Source organism: Gracilimonas sp., from assembly GCF_017641085.1.
Taxonomy (GTDB): Bacteria; Bacteroidota; Rhodothermia; order Balneolales; family Balneolaceae; genus Gracilimonas.
The window spans coordinates 304,341-327,736 of the sequence record NZ_JAEPPI010000002.1 but is presented as its reverse complement, the minus strand read 5'-3'; the positions used below and the strand labels follow the sequence as shown (position 1 = coordinate 327,736).

Annotated in this window: 21 protein-coding genes and 1 tRNA gene; 9 read left to right on the top strand and 13 right to left on the bottom strand. The window is 44.1% G+C overall.

Features of this window, described 5'->3' with window-relative positions:
• Window positions 1-4: 4 nt before the first annotated feature.
• A complete protein-coding gene (locus JJ941_RS08365) occupies window positions 5-754 on the bottom strand; it encodes an ABC transporter ATP-binding protein (RefSeq protein ID WP_290963754.1) in 750 nt (249 codons plus the stop codon).
• A gap of 3 nt (window positions 755-757) precedes the next feature.
• On the bottom strand, window positions 758-1,516 hold the full coding sequence (locus tag JJ941_RS08360) for an ABC transporter permease (protein ID WP_290963753.1): 759 nt from the start codon (window positions 1,514-1,516) through the stop codon (window positions 758-760).
• Window positions 1,517-1,607: 91 nt separating this feature from the next.
• Between JJ941_RS08360 and porQ the strand changes: the two genes are divergently transcribed.
• From porQ to JJ941_RS08330, 6 genes are all read left to right on the top strand, one after another.
• Entirely contained in the window at window positions 1,608-2,585 is a 978-nt protein-coding gene (gene porQ / locus JJ941_RS08355; RefSeq protein WP_290963751.1) for a type IX secretion system protein PorQ, read from the top strand.
• Window positions 2,586-2,805: 220 nt separating this feature from the next.
• Complete coding sequence (gene aroC, locus JJ941_RS08350) at window positions 2,806-3,987, top strand: chorismate synthase (RefSeq protein ID WP_366069248.1); 1,182 nt, start codon at window positions 2,806-2,808, stop codon at window positions 3,985-3,987.
• The gene (locus JJ941_RS08345; protein WP_290963748.1) at window positions 3,984-4,316 is read left to right on the top strand and encodes a hypothetical protein; all 333 of its coding nucleotides are present in this window, start codon (window positions 3,984-3,986) and stop codon (window positions 4,314-4,316) included. The genes aroC and JJ941_RS08345 overlap by 4 nt, the downstream gene beginning before the upstream one ends.
• The gene (locus tag JJ941_RS08340) at window positions 4,313-5,308 is read left to right on the top strand and encodes a LysM peptidoglycan-binding domain-containing protein (RefSeq protein ID WP_290963747.1); all 996 of its coding nucleotides are present in this window, start codon (window positions 4,313-4,315) and stop codon (window positions 5,306-5,308) included. Before JJ941_RS08345 ends, JJ941_RS08340 begins: the two co-directional genes overlap by 4 nt.
• A complete protein-coding gene (locus JJ941_RS08335) occupies window positions 5,301-6,026 on the top strand; it encodes a CPBP family intramembrane glutamic endopeptidase (RefSeq protein WP_290963745.1) in 726 nt (241 codons plus the stop codon). Before JJ941_RS08340 ends, JJ941_RS08335 begins: the two co-directional genes overlap by 8 nt.
• Before the next feature lie 147 nt (window positions 6,027-6,173).
• The gene (locus JJ941_RS08330; protein WP_255134308.1) at window positions 6,174-6,749 is read left to right on the top strand and encodes a sigma-70 family RNA polymerase sigma factor; all 576 of its coding nucleotides are present in this window, start codon (window positions 6,174-6,176) and stop codon (window positions 6,747-6,749) included.
• Here JJ941_RS08330 and JJ941_RS08325 read toward each other — a convergent pair.
• From JJ941_RS08325 to JJ941_RS08305, 5 genes are all read right to left on the bottom strand, one after another.
• The gene (locus JJ941_RS08325) at window positions 6,734-8,071 is read right to left on the bottom strand and encodes a HAMP domain-containing sensor histidine kinase (RefSeq protein ID WP_255134309.1); all 1,338 of its coding nucleotides are present in this window, start codon (window positions 8,069-8,071) and stop codon (window positions 6,734-6,736) included. The two genes, JJ941_RS08330 and JJ941_RS08325, sit on opposite strands and share 16 nt — an antisense overlap.
• A 78-nt stretch (window positions 8,072-8,149) precedes the next feature.
• Window positions 8,150-9,403: an ATP-dependent Clp protease ATP-binding subunit ClpX gene (clpX, locus tag JJ941_RS08320; RefSeq protein WP_255134310.1), complete on the bottom strand. Its 1,254-nt coding sequence runs from the start codon at window positions 9,401-9,403 to the stop codon at window positions 8,150-8,152.
• A 28-nt stretch (window positions 9,404-9,431) separates the two neighbouring features.
• A complete protein-coding gene (gene clpP / locus JJ941_RS08315; protein WP_290963740.1) occupies window positions 9,432-10,085 on the bottom strand; it encodes an ATP-dependent Clp endopeptidase proteolytic subunit ClpP in 654 nt (217 codons plus the stop codon).
• An 18-nt stretch (window positions 10,086-10,103) separates the two neighbouring features.
• The gene (gene tig / locus JJ941_RS08310) at window positions 10,104-11,387 is read right to left on the bottom strand and encodes a trigger factor (RefSeq protein ID WP_290963738.1); all 1,284 of its coding nucleotides are present in this window, start codon (window positions 11,385-11,387) and stop codon (window positions 10,104-10,106) included.
• A 67-nt stretch (window positions 11,388-11,454) separates the two neighbouring features.
• Window positions 11,455-11,538, bottom strand: a tRNA-Leu gene (locus JJ941_RS08305).
• Between the two features lie 154 nt (window positions 11,539-11,692).
• Between JJ941_RS08305 and cutA the strand changes: the two genes are divergently transcribed.
• Window positions 11,693-12,034 carry a divalent-cation tolerance protein CutA gene (gene cutA / locus JJ941_RS08300; RefSeq protein ID WP_290963735.1) on the top strand — a complete coding sequence of 114 codons (342 nt, stop codon included), beginning with the start codon at window positions 11,693-11,695 and terminating at the stop codon, window positions 12,032-12,034.
• A 21-nt stretch (window positions 12,035-12,055) separates the two neighbouring features.
• On the opposite strand, the gene JJ941_RS08295 is transcribed toward cutA, so the two are convergent.
• A complete protein-coding gene (locus tag JJ941_RS08295) occupies window positions 12,056-14,242 on the bottom strand; it encodes a T9SS type A sorting domain-containing protein (protein ID WP_290963732.1) in 2,187 nt (728 codons plus the stop codon).
• 232 nt (window positions 14,243-14,474) lie between these two features.
• Here JJ941_RS08295 and JJ941_RS08290 point away from each other — a divergent pair, with 232 nt between their 5' ends.
• Together JJ941_RS08290 and JJ941_RS08285 are read left to right on the top strand one after the other, a co-directional pair.
• A complete protein-coding gene (locus JJ941_RS08290) occupies window positions 14,475-15,245 on the top strand; it encodes an enoyl-CoA hydratase/isomerase family protein (RefSeq protein ID WP_290963729.1) in 771 nt (256 codons plus the stop codon).
• 500 nt (window positions 15,246-15,745) lie between these two features.
• Window positions 15,746-16,717, top strand: a complete 972-nt coding sequence (locus tag JJ941_RS08285; protein WP_290963726.1) for a sensor histidine kinase — start codon at window positions 15,746-15,748, stop codon at window positions 16,715-16,717.
• Window positions 16,718-16,810: 93 nt separating this feature from the next.
• Here JJ941_RS08285 and JJ941_RS08280 read toward each other — a convergent pair whose 3' ends face one another.
• The 5 genes from JJ941_RS08280 to JJ941_RS08260 form a co-directional block, all read right to left on the bottom strand.
• Window positions 16,811-17,947, bottom strand: coding sequence for a DUF2911 domain-containing protein (locus JJ941_RS08280; RefSeq protein WP_290963723.1), 1,137 nt, complete (start codon window positions 17,945-17,947; stop codon window positions 16,811-16,813).
• A gap of 177 nt (window positions 17,948-18,124) precedes the next feature.
• Window positions 18,125-18,763, bottom strand: coding sequence for a DsbA family oxidoreductase (locus JJ941_RS08275; RefSeq protein ID WP_290963720.1), 639 nt, complete (start codon window positions 18,761-18,763; stop codon window positions 18,125-18,127).
• 113 nt (window positions 18,764-18,876) lie between these two features.
• Complete coding sequence (locus tag JJ941_RS08270) at window positions 18,877-19,275, bottom strand: response regulator (protein WP_290963717.1); 399 nt, start codon at window positions 19,273-19,275, stop codon at window positions 18,877-18,879.
• Window positions 19,272-21,512 carry a PAS domain-containing protein gene (locus tag JJ941_RS08265; protein WP_290963715.1) on the bottom strand — a complete coding sequence of 747 codons (2,241 nt, stop codon included), beginning with the start codon at window positions 21,510-21,512 and terminating at the stop codon, window positions 19,272-19,274. Before JJ941_RS08265 ends, JJ941_RS08270 begins: the two co-directional genes overlap by 4 nt.
• Before the next feature lie 227 nt (window positions 21,513-21,739).
• Window positions 21,740-23,395: a M28 family peptidase gene (locus JJ941_RS08260; protein ID WP_290963712.1), complete on the bottom strand. Its 1,656-nt coding sequence runs from the start codon at window positions 23,393-23,395 to the stop codon at window positions 21,740-21,742.
• Window position 23,396 lies beyond the last annotated feature (1 nt).

Below are 23,396 nucleotides of genomic sequence, written 5' to 3'. Positions count from 1 at the left end.
TCTCCTATGCAGTTTTTTTAGTTATTTGATATTCACTTGCTGAAATGAAATCAATCAAATTTTTATTGTCGCTGTGCTTCATGTCTTCCGTTTTACCGAACCAGCTTAGTTTTTGTTCGTCCAGGAAAGCCACTTTCTCTGCTACTTCCAACACGCTATGCATATCGTGAGTGATAACAATGGAGGTGATGTCCAGGTTGTCGGCCATGGTATTAATCAGCTCGTTAATTTCTTCTGATGTGCGCGGGTCGAGGCCGGAGGTTGGCTCATCATACAATAAATAATCCGGCTTCAGGATAATAGCGCGCGCCAGGCCCACTCGTTTTCTCATCCCTCCGGAAAGCTCTGAGGTCGATTTTTCCCCGGCATGTTCCAGGTTCACCATTCCCAGGGCTTCCATTACATTATGCTCAATCTCTTCATCGTTTTGTTCGGTAAAATAGCGAAGGGGAAATGCCACATTCTCATAGGTACTTATAGAGTCGAATAAAGCGCCTCCCTGAAACAGAATCCCAAAACGCTGGCGGACTTTTCGGAGTTGAGAATAACTCAGCTCAAAAACGCACTTTCCGTCGATTAAAACCTCTCCCTCATCCGGGTATAAAAGGGCGTTCAGGTGTTTCAGTAACACTGATTTTCCGCAACCGGATTTCCCGATCACAGCCGTAGTTTCTCCATCCTCGATTTTGAATGAAACATCACTCCAAACCAGGTTGTCACCAAAACTTTTCGTAAGATTTTTAATCTCAATCATGATCTACAATAATATTGCGGCCAGTGCAAAATCGGCCAGCAGTACAAAGATACAACTTAAAACTGTTGCTTGTGTAGTTGCGGTTCCCACCCCTTCGGCTCCGCCAAAAGCAAAATATCCTTTAAAACAGGAAATGGATGTAATCACAAAGCCAAAAACAACGGACTTTAAAAGCCCGAAAATAATATCCGATTCAAAAAAGAAAGCGCGGGCGCCTTCCATGAATTCAGCTGCGGGCAGAATGCCATCCAACGCTCCGGCTGTGACACCCCCGATAATTCCAAAAACGGCCGCGGTAACATAAAGCACAGGAAACATCAGCAGGCCGGCTAAAATGCGCGGCACTACTAAAAAAGAGACGGAGTTAAAGCCCATCGATTCCAATGCATCTATCTGCTCGCTTACACGCATGGTTCCCAATTCCGTGGAAATTCGGGCGCCTACTTTCCCGGCCAAAACCAGTGCACTGATTACAGCCGCTAATTCAATAACAATAGACTGGGCCACAATTGAGCCAATGATGGAGCTGGGATAAATGTCGGTATCCAGCTGGTAAGCCGTTTGAAGGGTAAGTACGGCACCTGTAAAAATACCCACCAAAAAAATGATGGGGATAGACTCATAGCCAACCTTCACAAATTCCTGGAACAGGTTGTTGCGATAAGTACTAAACTCGGTGGATGAACGTAATGCCTGGTATAAAAGCTTGGCGTACTGGCCAAATTGTTTTAAACCGGCCGCGCCTGGGAAGTTGGAAATCATTTCTTAATCAATAATCTTGACGTATTGCCGAAGCATTTGATTATATTACAAAAGATTTTTGCCAATTGTGATTTATAAATAGTTAAATAACGTGCGATTCATATTAACCGTTTTGGTGTTTTTAGTTGGTGCCCAAAGTACGGTGGCACAGTCGAATACATCAAGTGTATTTCGTTTTTTGGATGTGCCCCCAACCGCCCGCACGGCCGCTCTTGGTGGAAATCATGCAGGATTATTCAACGCCGACTTCAGCCTGATCCACATAAATCCGGCATACCTGAATAGCGATGCATCCGGATCAATTTCAGTATCCTATCTCAATTTTTTTTCGGATGCCAATATGGGCTTTACAAGTGGAGCTTACAAGTTTGAAAAGATCGGGACTATTGCGGCCGGAATTCGGTTTGTCGGTTATGGTGAATTTGACCGGCTGGATGAGGACGGTAATGACATCGGCAATTTCAACGCAAACGATATAGCCCTTACCGGAGCATATAGTATCCCGATTGGGAAGAACATAACCGCCGGGGCGGGTGTCGATTTTATTCACTCTTCCTATGCTTCTTATAAATCAAGTGCAGTGGCTTTTTCCGGTGGGTTTTTCTACCAGGATACCGCCAGCCATTTCAGTGCCGGGATCTCAATTCGTAATTTAGGTGGGCAGCTAACCGCATACGCAAATGACCGGGAGCCTTTGCCGCTCGATGTATCCGTGGGTTTCACCAAAAAACCGGAAGCCTTCCCATTTCAGCTTAGCCTCACCCTTAAAAAATTGAACGATTGGGATTTACGTGTATTCGGAGAAACCGGGCAGCCCTCTTTTGTTGATAATGTATTCCGTCACGTGATTTTTGGTGGTGAAACCTATTTTGGGGAAAATGTAACCGTCAGGCTGGGGTACGATCATTATTTACATGAGCAGACCCAGACCGGGCAAGATTTTGACTTGGCCGGCATCGCTTTTGGAGTGGGAATCAATATTAAATCTATTGTGATTGACCTGAGCCGAAATTCTTATTCCCGGCTGGGTGGTGTAACAAGAATTAGTTTGAAGACCGACTTAGATTAAGCGAATTATATAAGGTTCTATTCCTGCAGTTTAGAGAAACCGGGCTTATTTCAGATTAAAGTTTAAATGGGTGATTTTTGAACCACCATTAGCGTTATTTTGTAGTAGTAATGTGGTTATCTTAAGAGATCCAGATAAAATTCAGAACGGAAGTATGTAAAGATAATCGCACGCTTTCGGAACGAGCAGAACAAATTCAATAGGTTACATAAAACGAATGATCAGATACATTACAGCCGGAGAATCACACGGGCCGTCACTAACGGGAATTGTAGAAGGGGTGCCGGCAGGATTGCCTCTCACCGAAGAAGAAATTGCCACCCATCTGGTACGTCGCCAACAGGGATACGGGCGTGGCGGACGAATGGCCTTTGAAAAAGATTTTGCCACGATAAGCTCAGGTCTCAGGTTCGGAAAAACCATGGGTGGCCCCATAGCCATGAGCATGCCCAACCGCGCTTTTGAAAAAGATGATGCCGGCTGGCCTACCGTGATGAACAAGAAGGAAGAGGCAGAGGGAATTGAGAAAATAACGCTTCCCCGCCCCGGGCATGCCGATTTAGTGGGTGCTCAGAAGTATAAGTTTGACGACATTCGCCCGGTAATAGAACGGTCGAGTGCGCGTGAAACAGCCATGCGTGTGGCTTGCTGCAGTATTGCCCGCAAGTTTTTAAAACACTTCGGTATCGAGATTGGAGGCCATGTGTTACGGATCGGTTCTGTGGGTTTTGAGGGATGGGAAGAGGTTAGATCTATTGCTGACCCGCTGGCAGAAAATGGAGCCGAAGCCATTTACAAAGCGGCCGATAAGTCGGATGTGCGCTGCCTCAATGAAGAGTTATCCGAACAGATGAGGGAAGAAATTAAAGTCCGGCGGAAGGAGGGTTCGTCTCTTGGCGGTATTTATGAAATTGTGATTACCGGCTTGCCCGTTGGTTTGGGCAGTTATGTACACTGGGATCGTAAACTGGATGGTCAGCTTGCCCAGGCCATCATGTCAACCCAGGCGATGAAAGGTGTGGAAATCGGGCTTGGGTTTGAGGCCGGACACCGTCCCGGCCATGAAGTTCATGATGAAATTACGTACGAAGAAAATGACTTTAAGCGTCGCACCAACCGTATGGGCGGTATCGAGGGCGGCATGAGTACCGGAATGCCGATTATTCTCCGCGGTGTGATGAAGCCCATTCCCACCATGCTGAACCCGTTGAGTACTGTGGACATGAAAACCAAAGAAGAAACGGAGACGCGGTACGAGCGGTCGGATGTGTGTGCGCTGCCCAGAGCGGTTGTAGTTGCAGAGAGCGTGCTTGCTCCTGTGCTTGCCAATGCATTCCTGGAAAAGTTTGGCGGCGATTCCATTGAAGACATAGAAGCAAATGTAAAGGCTGCTACACAATGAGTTCGCGAATTTCCACGTTGGCACAAAAAGTGAAAGATCATCCGGATGACTCTTTCTACAAGTTTGCCCTGGCGCTGGAAATGCTGAAAATAGAGGAGACTTCAAAAGCGAGGGTGTTGTTTGAAGCCATCCGAAACAGTGACCCGGATTATGTGGGGGTGTATTATCACCTGGCAAAGTTATATGAAGCAATGGATGAGAACAAAAAAGCGCTCGACACCTATAAAGAGGGTATAAAAGTAGCCGAGGCTCAAAATGACAATCACACAAAGTCTGAGCTGTCCGGGGCATTATTGAATCTTGAAATTGAAATGGACGAACAGTCATGAAGAATACACCTGGTTTTCTGAGAATACTATCTGCCCTTATTGTTATTATGCTTTTCACCGGCGCGGGACTGCTTGCACAGGAAAGAGCAACCTACCAGGTTAAACAAGGTGACACTCTCTACGGAATCTCAAAGAAGCTGAACGTCACCATTGCTGAGTTAAAGCAGTGGAATGAGCTGACAGGAAATGAAATTGAACTTGGGCAGGAGCTGGTTTATTTCATTCCGGAAGAGGAAGAAATCCAAACCGAGCCTCCGGCTGATGAAGAAAATTCTGACCCGCTGGTTAACCAGTCTTCCGAGTCACAAAATGTTTTTTATATCGTGAAAAGCGGAGATACGCTGTATCAGATTGCCAGGAATCATAATATGACGGTGGCCCAACTCAGAGAGTTGAATAACATTTCCGGTTCAAACCTGAGTATTGGTCAGCGACTGGCGGTGAAAAAGAAAGTAAGCGCGGCTCCTTCGGTTTCTGAATTCTCCGAGGAGTCATCGCCACAGGGAGTCTTTTCAATTTATGAAGTGCAGCAAGGGGAAGATTTATCAGACCTGCTTTCGAAATTCAAGATGACGGGGCAGGAGTTTCAGTCCCTGAATCCCGAACTTCAACCCAATTTATTGGCTGAAGGACAAGAAGTAACGGTGTTGCTCCCCCCATCCCGAAAGTATGAGAACCCCTACTTGCAGAAGGCAAACCTGCAGGACCTTGGCGAGGTGAATGTGATGAAATATGAGGAGTCTGAGATTGGGGAAACTACCACAAATGGAGAGCTCTATGATCCGGAATCCTTAACAGCTGCGCATTCTAATATTGCATTGGGAAGCATCATCTTTGTGGAAAACACCCAAACGGGAAATGGATTGTACGTGCGCATCAACGATCGTATAACCGGGGCGGGATTGAAACTTTCCGGGAATGCATTTAGTACACTCAGGCTCGATGAATCCAGCCGTCCTGCTGTAACTATTTACACAGAAATAAATGACTAATCCTGTTAAATCATATTTCGAGAACACCAATACCTTACTGTATAGCTTTCTTGTAAGCTTGCCGCTGTTTCTTCTCTATGAGCTGCTGATTGTAATTTCACAGCCGGTGGGCGATTCCATAGTTCGTATTAGTGTGGATGTATGGATTAAAAGCTTATTTACCTACCTCGGTGTAAATGCAGTCTCGTTTTCATTGTTGATTGTCGTTTTTATCGGGCTTTTTATCGTATATAAAGAGCGTGAACGTCTCAAAACCATTCGCTTTTCATACTTTCCGGTTTTGATTCTGGAATCGACGATTTATGCTATTGTTGTAGCATTTATCAGCCAATCGTTGGTTTCTCTTATGCTGAATATGGCTGCTTCCGATCCGATTAGCAGCTTGTCTTTAACGCAGCAGTTAGCGCTCTCATTAGGGGCGGGTTTGTATGAGGAGCTGTTTTTCAGGGTAATTCTTGTTACGCTATTTATACTCCTTTTTACAAAAATTTTAGGAAAAAAATGGGCGGGGGTAACAGCAGCCGTTGTTCTTTCAGCGCTGTTATTCTCTGCGGTACATTATGTTGGCTCAATGGGTGATGCCTTTACATTAGGCTCTTTTTTATATCGCTTTTTATTTGGTTTAATACTGAATGGAATTTATGTTTGGAGAGGATTCGGCGTGGCGGCCTGGACTCACGCTCTTTACGATATCATGGTAATAGCATTTTTATCGTAAGAAAGGTAACAGTTAATGGGTCTATCAATACAATCTATTTAACATTAAATCTTTCTTTAGGTAGTATTGGCAATCCGATGAGGATAAAGAAGCGTAATAAAAATATTACAAGCGCTTATAGTTATTGAAATAATAAGGGATGGATGAATGTCTCAGTTGACGAGAGATGAAAAGCAAAAGCAGAAGGATTTCGATGAAGAGATTATACCTCACATGGATGCGTTGTATAATTTTGCCCTTCGACTGACTACTGACCCCAACGATGCTGAAGATCTCGTTCAGGATACCATTGTCAAAGCCTATCGTTTTTTTAGCAGTTATGAGAAGGGGACTAACGCCAAAGCATGGATGTTCCGCATTCTCAAAAACTCCTTCATCAATAATTATCGGAAAACCTCTAAAAAACCCTCACAAGTAGATTATGATGAGGTTTCTTCTTACTACGAGTCCATAAGGGCCGAGCGAACTGATACTTCGGATTTAGAAAGCCTGATGTTCCGGGAAATGATGGATGATGATTTGTCTAATGCACTGAAAAGGCTGCCGGAAGATTTTCGAACGGTCGTTCTGCTATGTGATGTAGATGGATATACCTACGAAGAAATTGCCAACATGCTGGATGTACCGATCGGTACTATTCGTTCAAGGTTGCATCGTGGTCGTAATTTGTTGAAAACAGAATTGCTGGAATATGCTAAAACGCGCGGTTACACCGGCGACTGATCTAACAGCGGATACACTTCTTCTTCACTTTTCTCGATATTCAACGTAACCCGCATGGTGGTTCCCTCATTAAGCTCTGAGCGTAGCACAAACACGCTTCCATTGTGATAATCTTCAATAATGCGTTTGGTAAGGCTTAAGCCTAATCCCCATCCTCTTTTCTTGGTACTAAACCCGGGCTTGAAGATATTCTTCACATTCTGAATCTCGATACCGCTCCCGGAGTCTTCAATATCAATAATCACTTCTCCTTCCTGAACTTTGGAAGTAACGGATATGTAGGCCTCTTTTTCAATTCCTTTCAATGAATCCATGGCATTCTTAACCAGGTTCTCAATCGCCCATTGTAGCAGTTCCGGATTTGTTTTCACATTGGCGGTGGCATTCAGTTCTTTTTTCACTTCAATGGCTTTCCCTAAACGGGGGAGGCGGCGCTCCATATATACCATCACCTGCTCCAGTATGGGCTGAATATCCATGGTTTTGAGTTCCGGCTCCGAGCCGATCTTCCCAAATCGTTCTGCAACACCCCGTAAACGCTGGATATCTTTTTCAATCTCGTTGGCGATATTAGTGGCAGTTTCTTCGTAGCGGTATTCATCCTTTAGCAGTTGCAGCCAGCCATATAAGCTAGATATAGGCGTTCCCAGCTGGTGAGCTGCTTCTTTTGCCATTCCCACCCATAAATTGGACTGCTCAGACCGGGTAATACTCCGGTAGGTTGTATAGCCGATTCCCAACAACAGCCCAAGCAACAAAATCTGGATGTACGGGAAATATCTCAGCATTTGTACCGTCGGGCTTTCACCATAATACACAAACTGGGTCATTTGCCGTTTTTCATCACCAATCACAAAGTCGATGGGGTTATTCAGGCTTTTAAACTCACGGACAAGCTCTTCCCGCTTTTGTTCGGAAGCCATAGTGAGGGAATCAATGTTGCGCTGGTGAAGAATAACATCCTGCGAATCAATTACAATGGTGGGAATTTTAAATCGGTCTTCAAGAATAATTTCCTCCGTAACAAAATCAGAGGAATTACGGGTGGTTTCCGCATCTTCAATCAGGCTGATGACGCTGTCGGGAACCTCCTCAATGCCTTCCAGAATATTAATGGCTTTCAACAGCATGGTGCTTGCCTGTTCATCAACCGGCTGGCTGTTAAACTCAATAGCTCGCGTCCACAACTCCACACTGGCACGTTCCTGTTCCAGGATTTTTGTTACCAGGTATTGGTTGTAAACCACAGATCCCACGCCCAGAAATATGAGCAGCAGCACAAGTATAAGCTTAATCCTGTTGGATGGAACAAAGAGTTTCATAGATGAAGAATAATTCTTTGGCTGAATATAGGAAAGGAGCCGAAACAAAAAAGCCTCTCTGAAAAGAGAGGCTGATGGTTAAGCAGAAGCTTTTTGTTTCTCGTAAACCGGAGGAGCTTGTTTCTCGATGGTCTCCTCAGTAATTACACACCGTGCTATATTCTTCATAGATGGAAGCGAAAACATGATATCCAGCATGGCTGCCTCCATGATAGAACGTAACCCACGGGCTCCTGTCTTGCGGGCCTTGGCTTTTTTGACGATAGCTTTGAGTGCTTCTTCTTCAATCTCCAGCTCAACGTCTTCCATGTTAAACAGCTTTTTATACTGCTTAACGAGCGCATTTTTTGGAGTTTGAAGGATGTCGAGCATGGCGTCATCAGAAAGTTCGTGCAATCCACAGATGACGGGCAATCGACCAATCAGCTCGGGAATGAGTCCAAAGTGCTGAAGGTCTTCCGGTTCAACGTGCGTAAAAATCTCTGGATCTTCTTTGTTGAACTTAACCTGATCAGATGCATTGAAGCCCATCACGGTTGTAGAAAGACGACGCGATATGATTTCTTCCAGCCCTGAAAAAGCACCACCGCAAATAAACAGAATATTAGCCGTGTCCAGTTGAATAAAGCTTTGCTCAGGATGCTTTCTTCCACCTTTTGGCGGAATATTGGCTACTGTTCCTTCTAAAATCTTCAATAAAGCCTGTTGAACGCCCTCTCCGCTTACATCGCGGGTAATAGAGGGGTTATCACTCTTGCGGGCTACTTTGTCCACCTCATCGATATATACGATTCCACGCTTGGCGCGCTCTACGTCATAATCAGCGGCTTGTAGAAGGTTGCTTAAAATGCTTTCCACATCTTCGCCAACATAACCGGCTTCCGTTAATACGGTGGCATCGGCGATAGTGAAGGGAACATCGATAATGCGAGCTAGGGTACGGGCCAAAAGCGTTTTACCGCTACCGGTAGGCCCAAGCAACATGATGTTAGATTTCTCAATCTGAGTATCATCAATTTCCGCTGTTTCAGCAGAAATCCTCTTGTAGTGATTGTAAACCGCTACTGAAAGTGTCTTTTTGGCAAGCTCCTGACCGATTACGTAATCATCAAGTTTGTTCTTGATCTCGACCGGCTTAAGCATAGGCTTATAGCTCTTTTCCCGTCGGCGGGCTAAAGAAGCTAAATCACTTTGGATGATGCTGGATGCATCTTCCACGCAACGGTCGCAAATATAAACACCGGGACCGGCTACCATACTGTTCACTTCCAGGCTCGAACGGCTGCAAAATGAGCAGTGTACTATGTCACTATTTTTCTCTTTATCGCTCATAACAAGCTAAATTTAATGAAAATGCCGCTTATTTGGAATCTTCAGACTTGGACAACACATTATCGACCAATCCGTAGTCTTTCGCTTCCTGAGCCGTCATCCACTTGTTACGGTCAGAATCTTCCATAACCTGCTCAACAGACTTTCCACTGTGGTCGGCAAGAATCTGGCTTAACTCCTTCTTAACACGGATAATCTCTTTGGCTTCAATCTCAATATCACTGGCCTGTCCGCGGGTTCCACCCAAAGGCTGGTGAATCATGACCCGGGAGTGTGGAAGGCAGCTTCTTTTTCCGGTAGTGCCTGCTGTCAGTAATACGGCACCCATACTTGCGGCCATACCCATACAGGTAGTGGCAACATCACACTTGATGTGCTGAATGGTGTCGTAGATTGCTAATCCCGCAGAAACAACTCCGCCCGGGCTATTTATATAAAAGTTGATGTCTTTCTCAGGATCTTCAGACTCAAGGAACAACAGCTGAGCCATGATTGAACTGGCCACGGTGTCGTTAACCGGCGAACCCAAAATCACAATCCGGTCTTTAAGCAGCCGTGAATAAATATCATAAGCACGTTCGCCACGGCTGGTGGTTTCCACAACCATTGGTACAAGGTTGTTCTGTACAGGTTGAACGGAATTTAAATTCGGGTCTTCAAATAGCGGTTGATCAGATATCATAATGTCCTGGATGATCGGTTATTTTTTCTTCTTCTTGTCGTCTTTCTTTTCCTGCTGTTCGCGGTACTTCTCTTTGCTGATTTCTTTGGTTTTCACCTTGTCTTGCAAAATATCGAACACTTTTTCTTCGCGGATGCTGCTGCGAAGTTGCTCAAGCATCTGTGGTTGCTGTGCATAATACTGCTTCAGTTGATCCACAGGCATGCCGTATTGGGCTGCCTGACCTGCGAGATGCTCGTCGATATCTTCGGGTTTTATTTCGATATCTTCAAATGTTTCTTGCAGTTTTTGGCTGATGAACGACCACTTGGCTTCACGCACGGCACGGTCTTTCATGCCGGCCTTATACTCTTCTGCATCAAAGTGATCCGGCAACTCTCCGCCTTGCTGCTGCTTCAGCTGATCCACATAGGACCCCTGAATTTGAGCCACAAATGTTTCCGGTACTTCAAAGTCATGTGCTTCAACAAGAGCATCGGCTACATCATTCTTGAATAAATCATCGGATGTTTGATCGTAATACTGTTGCATGCGGCTCTTGATGTAACTCTTGAACTCATCCAGGTTTTCCGCTTCGCCGTTGCTTTGGTCTTTGATGATGTCATCAGTAAGCTCAGCTTTGTGCATTTTCTGCACTTTCTTAAGGGTAATTTCGAGCTCATCTTCATGATCGCCATGCGGGATAGTCATCTCAACAACATCACCGGCTTTTTTACCTTTGAGCGCTTCAAGAAACTCGGAAGCATCATCTTTTCTGAGGTCGATACGCTGATCTTTGTCTTCATCGCCGTGGGTTTTAGAAACAACATCCACCAATACCTGGGTTTCTTCAGAAGCGGCTTCGTCAACATCTTCCCAGTTTCCTTCCCGCTCCAGGGTTCTCTCAACTTCTTCCTCAACCTCTTCATCGGTAACATCGTGAACCATTTTGTTCACTTCAATTTTGGAAAGATCAGCAACTTCAATTTCCGGTTTTGAACCGATTTTGAATTTCACTTCCAGCTCATCATTCTCCCAGGTAAAATCAACCATCTCCGTTTCGCCAACCGGCTCATACTCAGGTACTACTTCTTTTTCAAATACCTTTTGGATGATGTTACTGATTTCCTCTTGTTCAATCTCTTTGCCAAACCGCTTTTTAACCAGTCCCATTGGTACTTTGCCCGGACGGAATCCCGGAAGCTGAATTTGGTCTTTATATTTTTTGTATGCTTTGTCGAAATCTTCCTGAAGGTCTTCTCTTTTTGCTTTCAGGGTGACTTCTTTATCTACAGATGTGAGCTCTTCTACAGAAATATCCACGTGTTCTCCGCTTTAATTACTTTTATTCAATAAATGAACAGGATTACAATTATGATTAGGAAGGAAGTACGAGAGGGGGGACTCGAACCCCCACATCGGTTAAGATACTAGATCCTAAATCTAGCGCGTCTACCAATTCCGCCACTCTCGCAAAATTCAGAGCTTGCAAAGATAAGGTTTTCAATTTCTGAATTCAACTCTTTACCCATATAAAGTGGTCATCGAACATACTTCGTAAGCTTTTACATGTTTAGCGTAAAAAAGCATTGGATATTGGAATTTGAAATACTGAATTTTGAATCACTATGTATAAAAACCTACGTCTCCTCTACATCACTACCCCAAATAAAGAAGAAGCTCAGAAAATAGGCCGAGCTCTGGTTGAAGAAAACCTTGCGGCCTGTGCCAATATTTTTGATGGCATGAATTCCATTTACAAATGGAAGGGTAAAATTCAGGAAGAAAACGAGTGCGTGCTGATTGTTAAAACGCATTACTCACGGGTTAAAAAAGTTACCCGCCGCGTGATAGAAATGCACAGCTACGAAGTACCGGCCGTAGTATCCTTTACCATTACCGAAGATGAAGGTAACCAGGAGTACCTGGAGTGGCTGGAGGACTCATCCAAACAGCCCTTTGAGCTTTAATAATTGCTGAAAGCAATTCTATTATTTAAGCAGCGTCATTTTTTTAACACGAACCTGCCCTCCCGCTTCCAGCCGGTAAAAATAGATTCCGCTTGATAACTGACCGGCATCAAAGTCAATTTGATACGATCCGGCAGATTGCCTTTCGTTAACCAAGGTGGAAATTTTTTGCCCCACCAGGTTATAAACGGTCAGGCGGACATCTCCTGCCTCGGGAATTGAATAACTGATGGTTGTAGTGGGGTTGAAGGGATTGGGGTAGGCATTTTTAAGAGTAAATGAATGCGGTAGATTTTCATCTTCTGTGGAAACATTGGTATTCTGCTGCGGGCGTTCAACAATAGTGAAATCACTGAAAGAGGTAATTCCTGATGCACAAATCGATTCTTGGTTGTCCGTCAAGGAAGAGGACAACAAGTTCCATTCGGATTGATCAGATTCTCTTTTCGCGATTGATAACAATGCCGTATCAATGTTAGAGAGGTCTATTTGTTGCAGAGAAAAGCAGACCTCAGCATTAAACGCAGAGGTCGTTTCGGTATGGAAACCCCACAGCTTATTTGAAACCATAGAAAGCGTATCGGGGAGGTTAATCTGCTCTGCCTCAGCACCAAGGTTCATGGTAGCGTTGATGGTAAACGGCTGGGTCATTTCATTAAAGTTTACTGTTGCACCAAAGTTTGGAAATTCAGCCAGTCTCAAAGTGTCTTCAATTTGAGCCTGTCGCTGAGGGATGCCGTTGGTCATCCAGATTTCCCTTCCCAAAGAGTCACCTTCAGCGGTGAAGTATAACTTTCCATTCAGTACACGCAGTTCTTCCGGGTCAGAGCCATCGGGTTCGCCACGGTCGATGCCGGTACGCAGGTTGGCTACATACATAGTACCCTCTTGAGTGCCGTCGGTCATCCATAGTTCACGGCCGGCTACATGGGCCTGCCCGTACCCATCATCCGATGCAACAAAGTAGATGCGTCCGTCATATACCGCTGCAAATTCAGTATGGTGAAAATCAAACAGGTTGAAAATAGACTCTACCGCTTTTTCAGTTCCGGCTTTGGTACCATCGGTTTTCCATAGCGTATAGGTGCTGAAAAAGTAAAGCTGATTATTTAGCTTGAAAATTTTCGGGCTAAGATCAGAGCCGTCCTCAATTACATAATTATCGATCGCCATATCAATAACAAGGGATGTTCCCTCCGGGGTGCCGTCACTTTTCCATAATTCAGCACCTGAAAAAAAGTACCAGCTTCCCTTGTACTCAACGGGCTTATCCCTGATATGTATTTCCTTATCTAAAAACTTTATAGTGCCTTCTTCTGTACCATCCGTGGTGTATAAGTAGTAGTTGTAGGAGGTGTCACTTTTGGCGTTAAACAATACGGTGCCATTGATAGATGAAAAATTAGTAGGTGAGCTGTCATTTTTGTTATCGTCAGAATCTTCATACAACCCCGGAAAAATGTCCTTTACCATATAAGTGCCGTCGGCGGTTCCATCCGTAGCCCACAGTTCTTCTCCATATTCATGATGGCGGGCTGAAAAATACATGGTACCATTGTGTGCAAAAAAGTTATCGGGACGAGAGCTGTGGTTGGTTTCTTCATTACTCCAGGAATACTGTAAATATTGACCCGGATCTAAATCTTTAAGCATGTAGGTGCCTGACGAAGTACCATCTGTGACCCAGAGTTCTTCGCCGTTATCGGCATCGGGGTAGCGTCCGTCTTCAGCAGGGAAGTAGGCTTTGCCGTTCATCACTCCAAAATGCTCGGCATCCGAGGAGTAATCGCCCGGGTAAATATCTTTTAGTAAATATGTGCCTGAAGATGTTCCATCTGATACATACACTTCATCAGAATGTTCTTCGGTTACGGCTGTAAATATGAGTTTATTACCTAAGGGAGTTAGTTCTTCGATATCAGGATAATCATCATCCGGAGCCAGGTCTGTAATTTTCTTGGTTCCTTCCGCCGTACCGTCTGTTATATACAGCTCGCCTTCATCTTCCTGATTGTCGGCCACAAAGTACATGGTGTCTCCGACCATAGTCATGTATTCAATATCCGCATCACTGATGCCGGGGTTTATGTCTTTTAGCACCGTGGTTTGCGCAGATAGCTTAGCTGGTGATAACAACAGCAGGATGATGGCAGAATAAGCAGAAATTCTGAGGGCAGAACGATAAGTGATTTTGGCGGTGGTTCTCATTTCTTTATATGGTTGGTACTTTTAAGAATAGTGTACCATTACCTACGGGAGCTAAATGAAAATGAGCTCAAATACCCGTAACTATACATGCAGTAAACATTATGTTTTACCGGTTTCACCCCAGCAGCCCGCGCCTTTTTTTGTGCAATGGGTGAAGCGATAGAGTTAATCTTTTTTAAATCCTTCCCTTTCTAAACGACAATAATTTCTATTTTGAAATAAAAAACAGCATATGAGCATTACCCAACAACGTATTTCTTCCCACATTTTATGGGCGACGATAAACCGACCTGAAGCCCGAAATGCCATCGACTTTGATGTGATGGATGAGCTGGAGCAGCTGGTTGAATCTCTTGAAAAGGACGATGAGATCCGGGTTTTCATTTTAAGCGGAGCCGGAAGGCAGTCGTTTGTAGCGGGTGGTGATCTCAAAAAATTTCACACCATACAATCCAAAGAAAAGGCAGTGGAGATGTCGAAGCGAATGCATGATATCTTTAACCGGATTGAACGGCTGCCCTGCTGGACGGTCGCCTGCATAAATGGAGATGCGTATGGAGGAGGCATTGAGCTGATGCTGGCTTTTGACTTACGGGTGTCGGTGCCTGATGCCAAATTCGGCTTTACACAGGGTCGTTTTTATCTGGTTCCCGGCTGGGGAGGTTTGACAAGGCTTGTCGAAAAAATAGGTAAGGCCAAAGCATTGCAGTGGTGTGGAAAGGCCGAAGTACTTTCTGCCAGCAGCGTACTGGCTCATGGTTTAATCGAACATATTTTAAAGGGTGAAGATTTAGAAAGTGAAGTACTTGAGTGGACAGAAAAGCTCACCAAAAACGACCGGAAGTTTATACAAACGCTGAAAGCGGGTGCATCAAGATTTTCCCACCAAAGAACAGAATCGCTGGAAGCAGAAGTAGAACCTTTTGCAGAGCTTTGGGTTGATGCTGAACATATACAACGTGTTGAAAAATTTATGAGCAGAAAGAATGATGATTCTGGCTAAAAAGAGATTCAGAAAACATAACATTCTGGAAGCATAGTCAGTAGCTTCTTGATGATATTTAGCATAGTTCCCGAGTTCCAATCTTAGTACGCAGTCACAAATTAAGATTGCCCATGTTTGTCCGATAAACCATGAAGGGGTTTTCTTAATTCTAAACATTATCTACACATTTTTTGAGTTAATTAAGCCCCCAGCCCGATTAAAATAATCGGCATTTTAGGTAAGCTAAGTGAGTAATGACTATAAATCAGGAAAAAAGAATTTCAATAGACTCCGTCAAAACTAAGTTAATTGACAATTTAGGGCTGTATGGGGCTATTGTTGCATTGGTGGCTTTTTTGATCCCTCAAATTCCTTTTAAACCTGGGAACCTCGATGTATATAATTATATCGACCTTACAGTCATAATATCAGTTTTTGTTTTTTACTATCACAGGGATAAGTTCTCACTTCCTTTTAAAGGGTTCATAATTATCGTAATCGTGTATTTGTTTTTCGTTATGGACCTGTACCAGCACGGTCTCAGTTCTACGGTAAAGCCGGTATTTGTATTTATCCCATTTACGGGCATACTGGTTTTTAAAGTTCGTTGGGCCATTTTTATCTATTTAGTATCCATTCTTACCTATGCAATAATAGCCTATGGATATTTGACTGGTCAAATACCACCCGGCTTGATGGACCCTGCACTAAACGTACCCTATAAATGGGCTGTAAATGGTGTTATACTGTCTTTGGTAGGCATTATCATTGCCATGTTTGTGCATATCTTCATACAGTCTATAATTCAGATTATTGAGCAACAGGATCAAAGCTATGAGGTTCTCGAGCATCAAGACCGGGAGCTGAAACAAAATATAGAAGAGAAAAAGGTGCTGCTGCAGGAGATACATCACCGGGTAAAAAACAACTTGGCAGTGGTTTCTGGCTTATTGGATTTGCAATCGGGAATGGCCCCTGATGATTTCTCAAGGTCAGCTCTTAAATTGAGTACCAACAGAATTTTATCAATTTCAAAAGTTCATGAACTGCTATACCAATCGGAAGATGTAAGCAGGATTCATTTCAAAAAATACATCAAAGAATTAGCGGGTATCATTCTTGATAGTTTTAATAAGACCGGGTTAGAAATAAATTTAAAGTTAGATATCGACATTCAATATTTAAATGTAAATCATGGAGTTCCGATCGGCATCATTTTAAATGAATTGATTACAAACAGTCTGAAGCATGGTTTTAATGAGGCTCAGGAAAGCTACCAAATTCATATTTCTGCTTTTGAAGAAGATGAGCACTATAAAATTATCTATCAGGATAATGGAAGTGGGGTTGTTGTTAATAAATCGGAAAAATTATCCGGTTTGGGCATCACATTAGTAGATTCGCTGTTAACCCAAATTGAAGCAGAATCACAACTTAAAACAGACGGGATGTATCACCTTTCATTTCGTTTCCCAAAAGAATTATCCTGAAAAAGTTTAAACAACTCCTTCTATTTACTGAGAGAAAATAAAAAAGGGCGCACCGTTAAAGATGCGCCCTTCTTAAAACAAGTATGCTTAAGTTTATTGAATCGTAAAGTCTGCTTTAAAAACGGTGTTACCCCAAGCCAGGTTCAACTCGCCGCCTTCTTCTGTTTCTTCAACCGAAATGGTGAACGCCTCAATGGTTTCTACCGTGGTTGAAATCTCCATGGGTACGCGGCCTAAATCACGGCTTTCATCATAAGAACGTCCGTTCTGGCCGGTTTGCTTATTGATGATGAGCGTGCCGCCATCAGGCTGGGGGATTGTGAACAGCGTGTATTCTCCGGCAGGAACTTCAAGATCGCCGAACATTAAATCTTCAGAAGTATAGAAGTGAGTAGCTCGGTTGGCTCCTGTTCTCCAGCGCTCACCCCAGGGGACGATATTTCCAAATAAGTCGCGCCCTCGTTTTTTAGGGGAACCGAAATCTACGCGGAAATTGGCGCCTTTAAATGAATACTCAGCACTTACAGCTCCGGAAAGCTCACCAACGGGATCATTCCCAAATCGATTGGCCAGTGCGTTCATATCCAACTGTCCGGTTCGGTGTACTTTAAGCTTTCGGGTGGTAAGTCCGGCATCCAGGTGCTGTATGTCTCCGTCCGAATTTACCCGAACTCCCATCACTCCGCGGAAAGGGTGACGAACGGTCATGGAATCACCCTCAATTTGAGCAATGGTGAAATCCATAATCCTGTTACCCGACAACAGTGGCTGAATGATCGTATCCTGATCTGCTTCAGCAGCTTTATTGAAGGCTAACTCATACGGCCAGTGAACCATATCGATGAAAGGAAGCAGGCCTTCTTCAAAGGGTGCCCGATAGGTTATATACTCTTCGTCTCTTAATACGCGAACCGACAGACTGTCTCCCACTTTCGTGATGTTACGGACGGTGGCTCCATCTTCCTGGAAACCATTTACCGGAGAGTGATCGGTTTGTACCATACTTTCAATTCCGCCTAACTCGTCAAAATGCAGAATGTAGGTTGAGATTTGAACCTCAGGACTTCGAAGGATAACCTGAGCTGTAATGCTGGAATCGGTTTTAACAAACTGCTCCACGGCAAGGGTGTCATTCCCTAACAAGGTTACAAACGATCCTTGGTTGGGATCATCCGTACTGCACGACACAAACAGAGCAGCTGTTATAAGTGTGATGAATAAATTTCTCATAGGTACTTTAATTTTTAATTGGGTGCAAAAATCTATTTCAAAAAAAGTGTTCTGGCAACTGCGATAAATTAAACTTTGAAAAAGCTTACAAGTTTTATCGCACTTGCAGATCCAATAACATAAAATGCGGCGTAATCATTTGGTGGAAAGGAGCTTAGGGAGGGAGAGCCGATTTGGTTAACTTACTTTCTCTTCCGCAATTTTCTGGAGTGCCTCGGTGAAAACTTCTACCGGCTGTGCCCCGGAAAGCCCGTACTTTTCGTTGATGTAAAAGAAGGGCACGCCCTGAACGCCAAGTCGGTGAGCTTCCTCCACGTTATTGACGACCTGGCTGGAATACGTGTTATTTTTCAATACCTCTCTCGCCTCATTTTGGTCAAGCCCCACATCCGAAGCTATTTGAACCAGCGTTTCTTTGTCGCCCACATGCTTGCCTTCCACAAAGTAAGCAGACAACAGCGCCTCTTTCATCTCACCTTGTTTGCCGTGCTTGCGAGCCAGGTGGATAAGCTGGTGAGCGTTGAAAGAATTAGTGGGTTTTACTTCATCCATGTTAAAGTCTAACCCGGCGCCGGAGGCCATTTGAACCATGTTGGCATTCATTTGTTTGGCCCAGGCTCTGTCGCGACCGTATTTTTTGGCGAGCGTGTCATAGATATCAAGATCGGAATCGACAGGAGCATTGGGGTCGAGCTCAAAGCTTTTCCAGACGATATCAACATCCAGGTCCGGTAGTTTTTGGAGGGCTTCTTCGAGGTGTCTTTTTCCGATGTAACAAAACGGACAGGCAACGTCCGACCAAATTTCGATCTTCATGAGCGGGAATTAGTTAAGTGGTATTCTATTACTATTAACTTATCCTGTCAGAAGAAGGTTCACATCAACCCAAAACAAAAAAGCAGTACCGGAACCAAGAGTCACAGGAGGCTTCAGGTGAGAAGACTCTTAAGCGCCTCAACCTGAACCGGCTTTTGAATGAAGTCATCTACTTTTTGATCCCATTCCACCCGGTATATTTCCTGATTTTTATGATCAATTCGGGAGCTGATTACGAAAATCTGAATCTCTTTATTCACCTTTTCTCTTATTGGCTGAAATTCATTCAGGAAGTCCCAGCCATTCATTTCCGGCATATCGATGTCGAGCAGGATTAAGTCAGGCAATTCGTCATTGTTCTGCTCCATTTCTTTGATGGCAGAAAGTGCCTTTTTCCCATTTTCGAATGACATGACATCGTTTCCGGGCAGGTAGTTTTTAATAATTTTGGATACCCCGTAGGTGTAAATTTTATCATCATCTATAATACAGATACTCTTCAATGAACTCATTGTAATTGTATTTTAAAGGTTGTTCCCTCTCCGGGATTACTGTCAACGGCTATGGACCCACCCATAGACTCAATTTGGTTTTTTGTTATGTACAGCCCGATGCCTTTGGCGTTATCATTTCCATGGAAGGTATTATACATGCCAAACAACCTGTGTCCGAATTTTTTCATGTCGATACCTAAACCGTTATCGGATATTTCAAGAAATACTTTATCACTTTCTTCCCATGCCTTTATGGAAATTTTGGGTTTTCGGTCGGGATGCCGGTATTTGATGGCATTAGAAAGCAGGTTAAGAATAATGCTTTCGAGATAAGCGGGGTTATACTCAAGGGAAAGGCCGGGAGGGACCTGTTCTTCAAATTTAACATTATTGGCAAGAATATCGGTTGTCAGAATTTCTTTGATTTTCGAGATGGTTTCCTGCAGGTTCAGCTCTTTAAGTTCGTCTCCGGTCTTGTACTGCTGATCTATGATTTCATTCAGGTCGGCAATAGACTCATTAAGGCGGTCGGAAGCAGAACTCAGATGGCTTAATAGTTCTTCTTTTTCTTCCTGAGATTCTTCCATGTCATAAAGAGAAAGCAGCATGGAAATGTTACCTGCATGGTTGCGAAGGTTATGAGATACGATATGAGCAAAATTCTGCAATCGCTTATTCTGCTCCCCGATAATATCCATACTGTTCTTCAGGTTTAGTTCATTTTCTTTTCTTCGGGTGATGTCGGTTACAATGGAAAGAACAGCCGGTTTACCTGAATCGGTATTTAGGAAAGGAACCTTAATGGTTTGATGCCACACTTCACTGCCATCCTCTAAAATGGTTTTATCCTCAGGGATGAACATAGGTTCATTTTTTTCTATAACCTCTTTTTCTACAGAAAGGTAGCGTTGCGCTTTCTTTTCTGATAACCCAATGTCAACATCGGTTTTGCCAACCATTTCTTCGGCGGTCAAATTGAAAAAGTCTGCTGCTGATTCATTTGCCATCAGGTAGTGACCGTCAATATCCTTAACGAAAATCAGGTTGGGGGCAGAATCGATAACCTGCTGAAGTTGTTCCTGAAGCTGGGCTGTTTTCTTAAACTGTTCTTTTTCTTCGGTGATATCTGTGATATATCCGTAGCCTATAACAGTGCCATCAGGCTGCTTTTCGGGCTTTGCTTTTCCACGAACCCATCGTAAGCCCTTTTCAGGGAGGACTACCCGGAAGTCAATATTCCAGGGCTCAAGGTTTGTTGACGTATGTTGAATTGATTGCACAACACGATTAAGGTCATCTTCATGAATACGGTCAATTATTGGGTCGATGCTTTCTTTTACGTCCTCAGGCTCTAATTCATAGATATCGTTTATGCCTTTACTTGCATATGGGAAGCACGCGTTTCCATCCGATTTGTAGTGAAATACATAAAAGAAACCAGGCACCTGTTCTGAAAGTCGGGAAAGGGTGGCCTCCGCCTGATGAAGTTCCAGCTCCGTTTGCTGTTGCCCTGTCACATCTCGGGTAATACCGAAGGTTCCTGCAACGGTTCCATCTTTTCCGTAAAGAGGCAGTTTTGTAGTAGAAGCCCAGGCTGATTTCTCTCCATCCCGGGAAACTTCTTTTTCAGTTTTGTTGACAATGGGTTGTTCGGATTCCATTACCTCAACTTCATCCTCACGGGCTTGCCGGGCATGTTCGTCATCAAAAAAGTCAAAATCTGTTTTACCAATAGCCTCCTCAGGATTTTTCAATCCCAACTTGCTTGCACAGGCATTGTTGATGGCAATAAACCGACTTTCTTTATCTTTGAAGAAAATGCTGTCGGGAAGGTGGTCCATTAATTTTTTAAAGAGACTTGCCTGTTGACGCTGTGACAGGTTGTTCCCGAATAATGAAACTTTTTGAACCTGACCTGCAATTAAAATAGGTTTTCCTTGTTCCGCCTCAATTACCTCTCCTTTCCATTTCAGGTTGAATGGTTTCTCTTCATGGTCCGCATTATGAGAGGTTTCAAAATTAAACTGATGGGCTTCTTCGCATTCGTATTTTGACTCTAAAACTTTGACGAATTTAGAACGGTCACTTTCTTCCAGGAAGCTTGAAAGTTCTTCAAAAGTTGAAGGGAGCTCTTCACCAGGACAATCAAAGAAATCTGCAAAAGATGCACCAAAGGTCAGACTGTCGCTCTTTATATTCCAAGACCAAAAGGCCGGTTTAAGGTCTCTCCTAACAATTGATTTCAGTTGTTCCATATTTTGTGATTTTAAAGGCACCACCACTAAACACTGTTAAGTAGTTTTTCGGCATAAAATCAGTAAACTTTAATGGCTTAAAGATACAAAATAGTCCCCTGAATTTAAGCAGGCCGGGCTTGCCTGTAATGTATTGATTTGAGCAAGGTTAGCGAGTCGGGGAAAATTTGGAATGAAGGATTTCGGGGTTTAGCGAACTAAACCCCGTGTAAATTCCAGTTTAGTCACTATTGTCCTTGAACCCGCTCAAGCATGCGAAGCCGGGTGGCTTCAAACTCATCGCCGGAATCCCAGCTTTGCAGGTTCTCAGAATTAAGAGCCCGGAAGCCGGTCATAAAAAACAGGCGGGTGTCAATTTCGGCACCGCTTAAATCCCAATACTCGTTGATCTCATCGTTTACGGTATGGTAATTGGCATCAGCTACACTGTCGCGAACAGCCAGAAAGTTATCCCCCTTGTCAATGTATTCCGTTCCGGGATTGGGAAAGATTGCCGGGATACCAACCTTGGCCATGTTAAAGTGATCGGATCGATAGAAGTAGCCGCGCTCAGGATATGGATCCGGTTTTATGGTTCGGCCTTGCTGCCGGGCTTCTTCTTCCAGCAAATCACTCAGCGAAGTTCTCCCGTATCCCACTACCACAACATCGCGGGTTTTGCCATACACATTCATCCCGTCCAGGTTAATGTTTGCGGTAACCTTGCCCGGCTCAACGGTTGGGTTCTCTGCCCAGTATTGGGAACCCAGCAGCCCAACTTCTTCAGCGCTCACAACCAGGGCCAGCACACTTCGCTTTAGAACAGGCTGTATAGATTTGTAGGCTTCCATCATTTCCAGCAGGGCACTTACTCCCGCAGCATTATCGGAAGCTCCGTTGTTGATTGAATCGCCTTCAACGGGAGTTGTTACTCCAAGGTGATCGAGGTGGGCGGTGAGGACCAGGTATTCATCTTTGAGCTCAGGGTCGCTTCCTTCCACTTTAGCGATTACGTTTTGAGATTCAATTTCCCGGTAATCAGCGTCCATGCTCACATTCATGCGAACGCCGGAAAGCTCGACCGGTTCAAAGTCCCGGCTGTCGGCGGCATCCATCTGTTCGGCTAAATTCAATCCGGCTTCTTCAAACAACAGGCGACTTGCTTCCTGAGTAAGCCAGCCATTGAATTTGGTTGGAGAAGCAGAAGCATCGCCTTCTCCTTTCAGATAAAAACGCTCGCGGCTCCATCCATTAGCAACTACATTCCAGCCATATCCGGCTGTTTCGGTAGTGTGTATAATTATGGCTCCCAGTGCTCCCATCTCTTTTGCTTTTTCATACTTATAGGAATAACGGCCATAGTAAAGCCGGGTTTTTCCGGCAAAAACACCAGGAGAAAATTCCGGGTCGTTGTTTTTGATGACTAAAATCTTGCCTTCTACATCAACGCCTTTAAAATCATCCCACTCTTCTTCCGGGGCCTGGATTCCATATCCTACATATACCAGTTCAGCATTGCGTACATCTACTTCCTCAGCCTGATTTGCCGGCCAGGCCATAAACTCATCATAATACTGAAGGGCGAAAGGAGTACGTCCGTCTGTACGCACCGACATTTCCGCATTGGAAGTGCTTTGTCCCAACAGCGGGAATTCCTGGGTATAACTGTTACCTTCCGCTGCAGGCTCAGCGCCCATGTCTTCAAATTCTGAAATCAGGTAATCCACGGTCATTTGCTCACCTTCCGTTCCGGTTGCCCGTCCCATAAAGTCATCCGAAGAAAGCGTTTCAATATGTCTGAGTAAGGAATCTTTGGTTATGCTATTTGCGGCTTGGTCCGCCGGGGAAGAACTGCAGGCACCAAGGAGGATCAGAGAAGCGATGAACAGATATAATGATTTCATA

Coding starts and splice junctions, on each gene's coding strand:
- JJ941_RS08275 (WP_290963720.1), bottom strand. CDS start 18,763: ATGAAGATCGAAATTTGGTCGGACGTTGCCTGTCCGTTTTGTTACATC.
- clpX (WP_255134310.1), bottom strand. CDS start 9,403: ATGAGCGATAAAGAGAAAAATAGTGACATAGTACACTGCTCATTTTGC.
- JJ941_RS08265 (WP_290963715.1), bottom strand. CDS start 21,512: ATGGAACAACTGAAATCAATTGTTAGGAGAGACCTTAAACCGGCCTTT.
- JJ941_RS08365 (WP_290963754.1), bottom strand. CDS start 754: ATGATTGAGATTAAAAATCTTACGAAAAGTTTTGGTGACAACCTGGTT.
- JJ941_RS08290 (WP_290963729.1), top strand. CDS start 14,475: ATGAGCATTACCCAACAACGTATTTCTTCCCACATTTTATGGGCGACG.
- clpP (WP_290963740.1), bottom strand. CDS start 10,085: ATGATATCTGATCAACCGCTATTTGAAGACCCGAATTTAAATTCCGTT.
- JJ941_RS08335 (WP_290963745.1), top strand. CDS start 5,301: ATGACTAATCCTGTTAAATCATATTTCGAGAACACCAATACCTTACTG.
- JJ941_RS08270 (WP_290963717.1), bottom strand. CDS start 19,275: ATGAGTTCATTGAAGAGTATCTGTATTATAGATGATGATAAAATTTAC.
- JJ941_RS08345 (WP_290963748.1), top strand. CDS start 3,984: ATGAGTTCGCGAATTTCCACGTTGGCACAAAAAGTGAAAGATCATCCG.
- JJ941_RS08285 (WP_290963726.1), top strand. CDS start 15,746: ATGGACCTGTACCAGCACGGTCTCAGTTCTACGGTAAAGCCGGTATTT.
- JJ941_RS08295 (WP_290963732.1), bottom strand. CDS start 14,242: ATGAGAACCACCGCCAAAATCACTTATCGTTCTGCCCTCAGAATTTCT.
- JJ941_RS08325 (WP_255134309.1), bottom strand. CDS start 8,071: ATGAAACTCTTTGTTCCATCCAACAGGATTAAGCTTATACTTGTGCTG.
- JJ941_RS08360 (WP_290963753.1), bottom strand. CDS start 1,516: ATGATTTCCAACTTCCCAGGCGCGGCCGGTTTAAAACAATTTGGCCAG.
- JJ941_RS08260 (WP_290963712.1), bottom strand. CDS start 23,395: ATGAAATCATTATATCTGTTCATCGCTTCTCTGATCCTCCTTGGTGCC.
- JJ941_RS08330 (WP_255134308.1), top strand. CDS start 6,174: ATGTCTCAGTTGACGAGAGATGAAAAGCAAAAGCAGAAGGATTTCGAT.
- JJ941_RS08340 (WP_290963747.1), top strand. CDS start 4,313: ATGAAGAATACACCTGGTTTTCTGAGAATACTATCTGCCCTTATTGTT.
- JJ941_RS08280 (WP_290963723.1), bottom strand. CDS start 17,947: ATGAGAAATTTATTCATCACACTTATAACAGCTGCTCTGTTTGTGTCG.
- cutA (WP_290963735.1), top strand. CDS start 11,693: ATGTATAAAAACCTACGTCTCCTCTACATCACTACCCCAAATAAAGAA.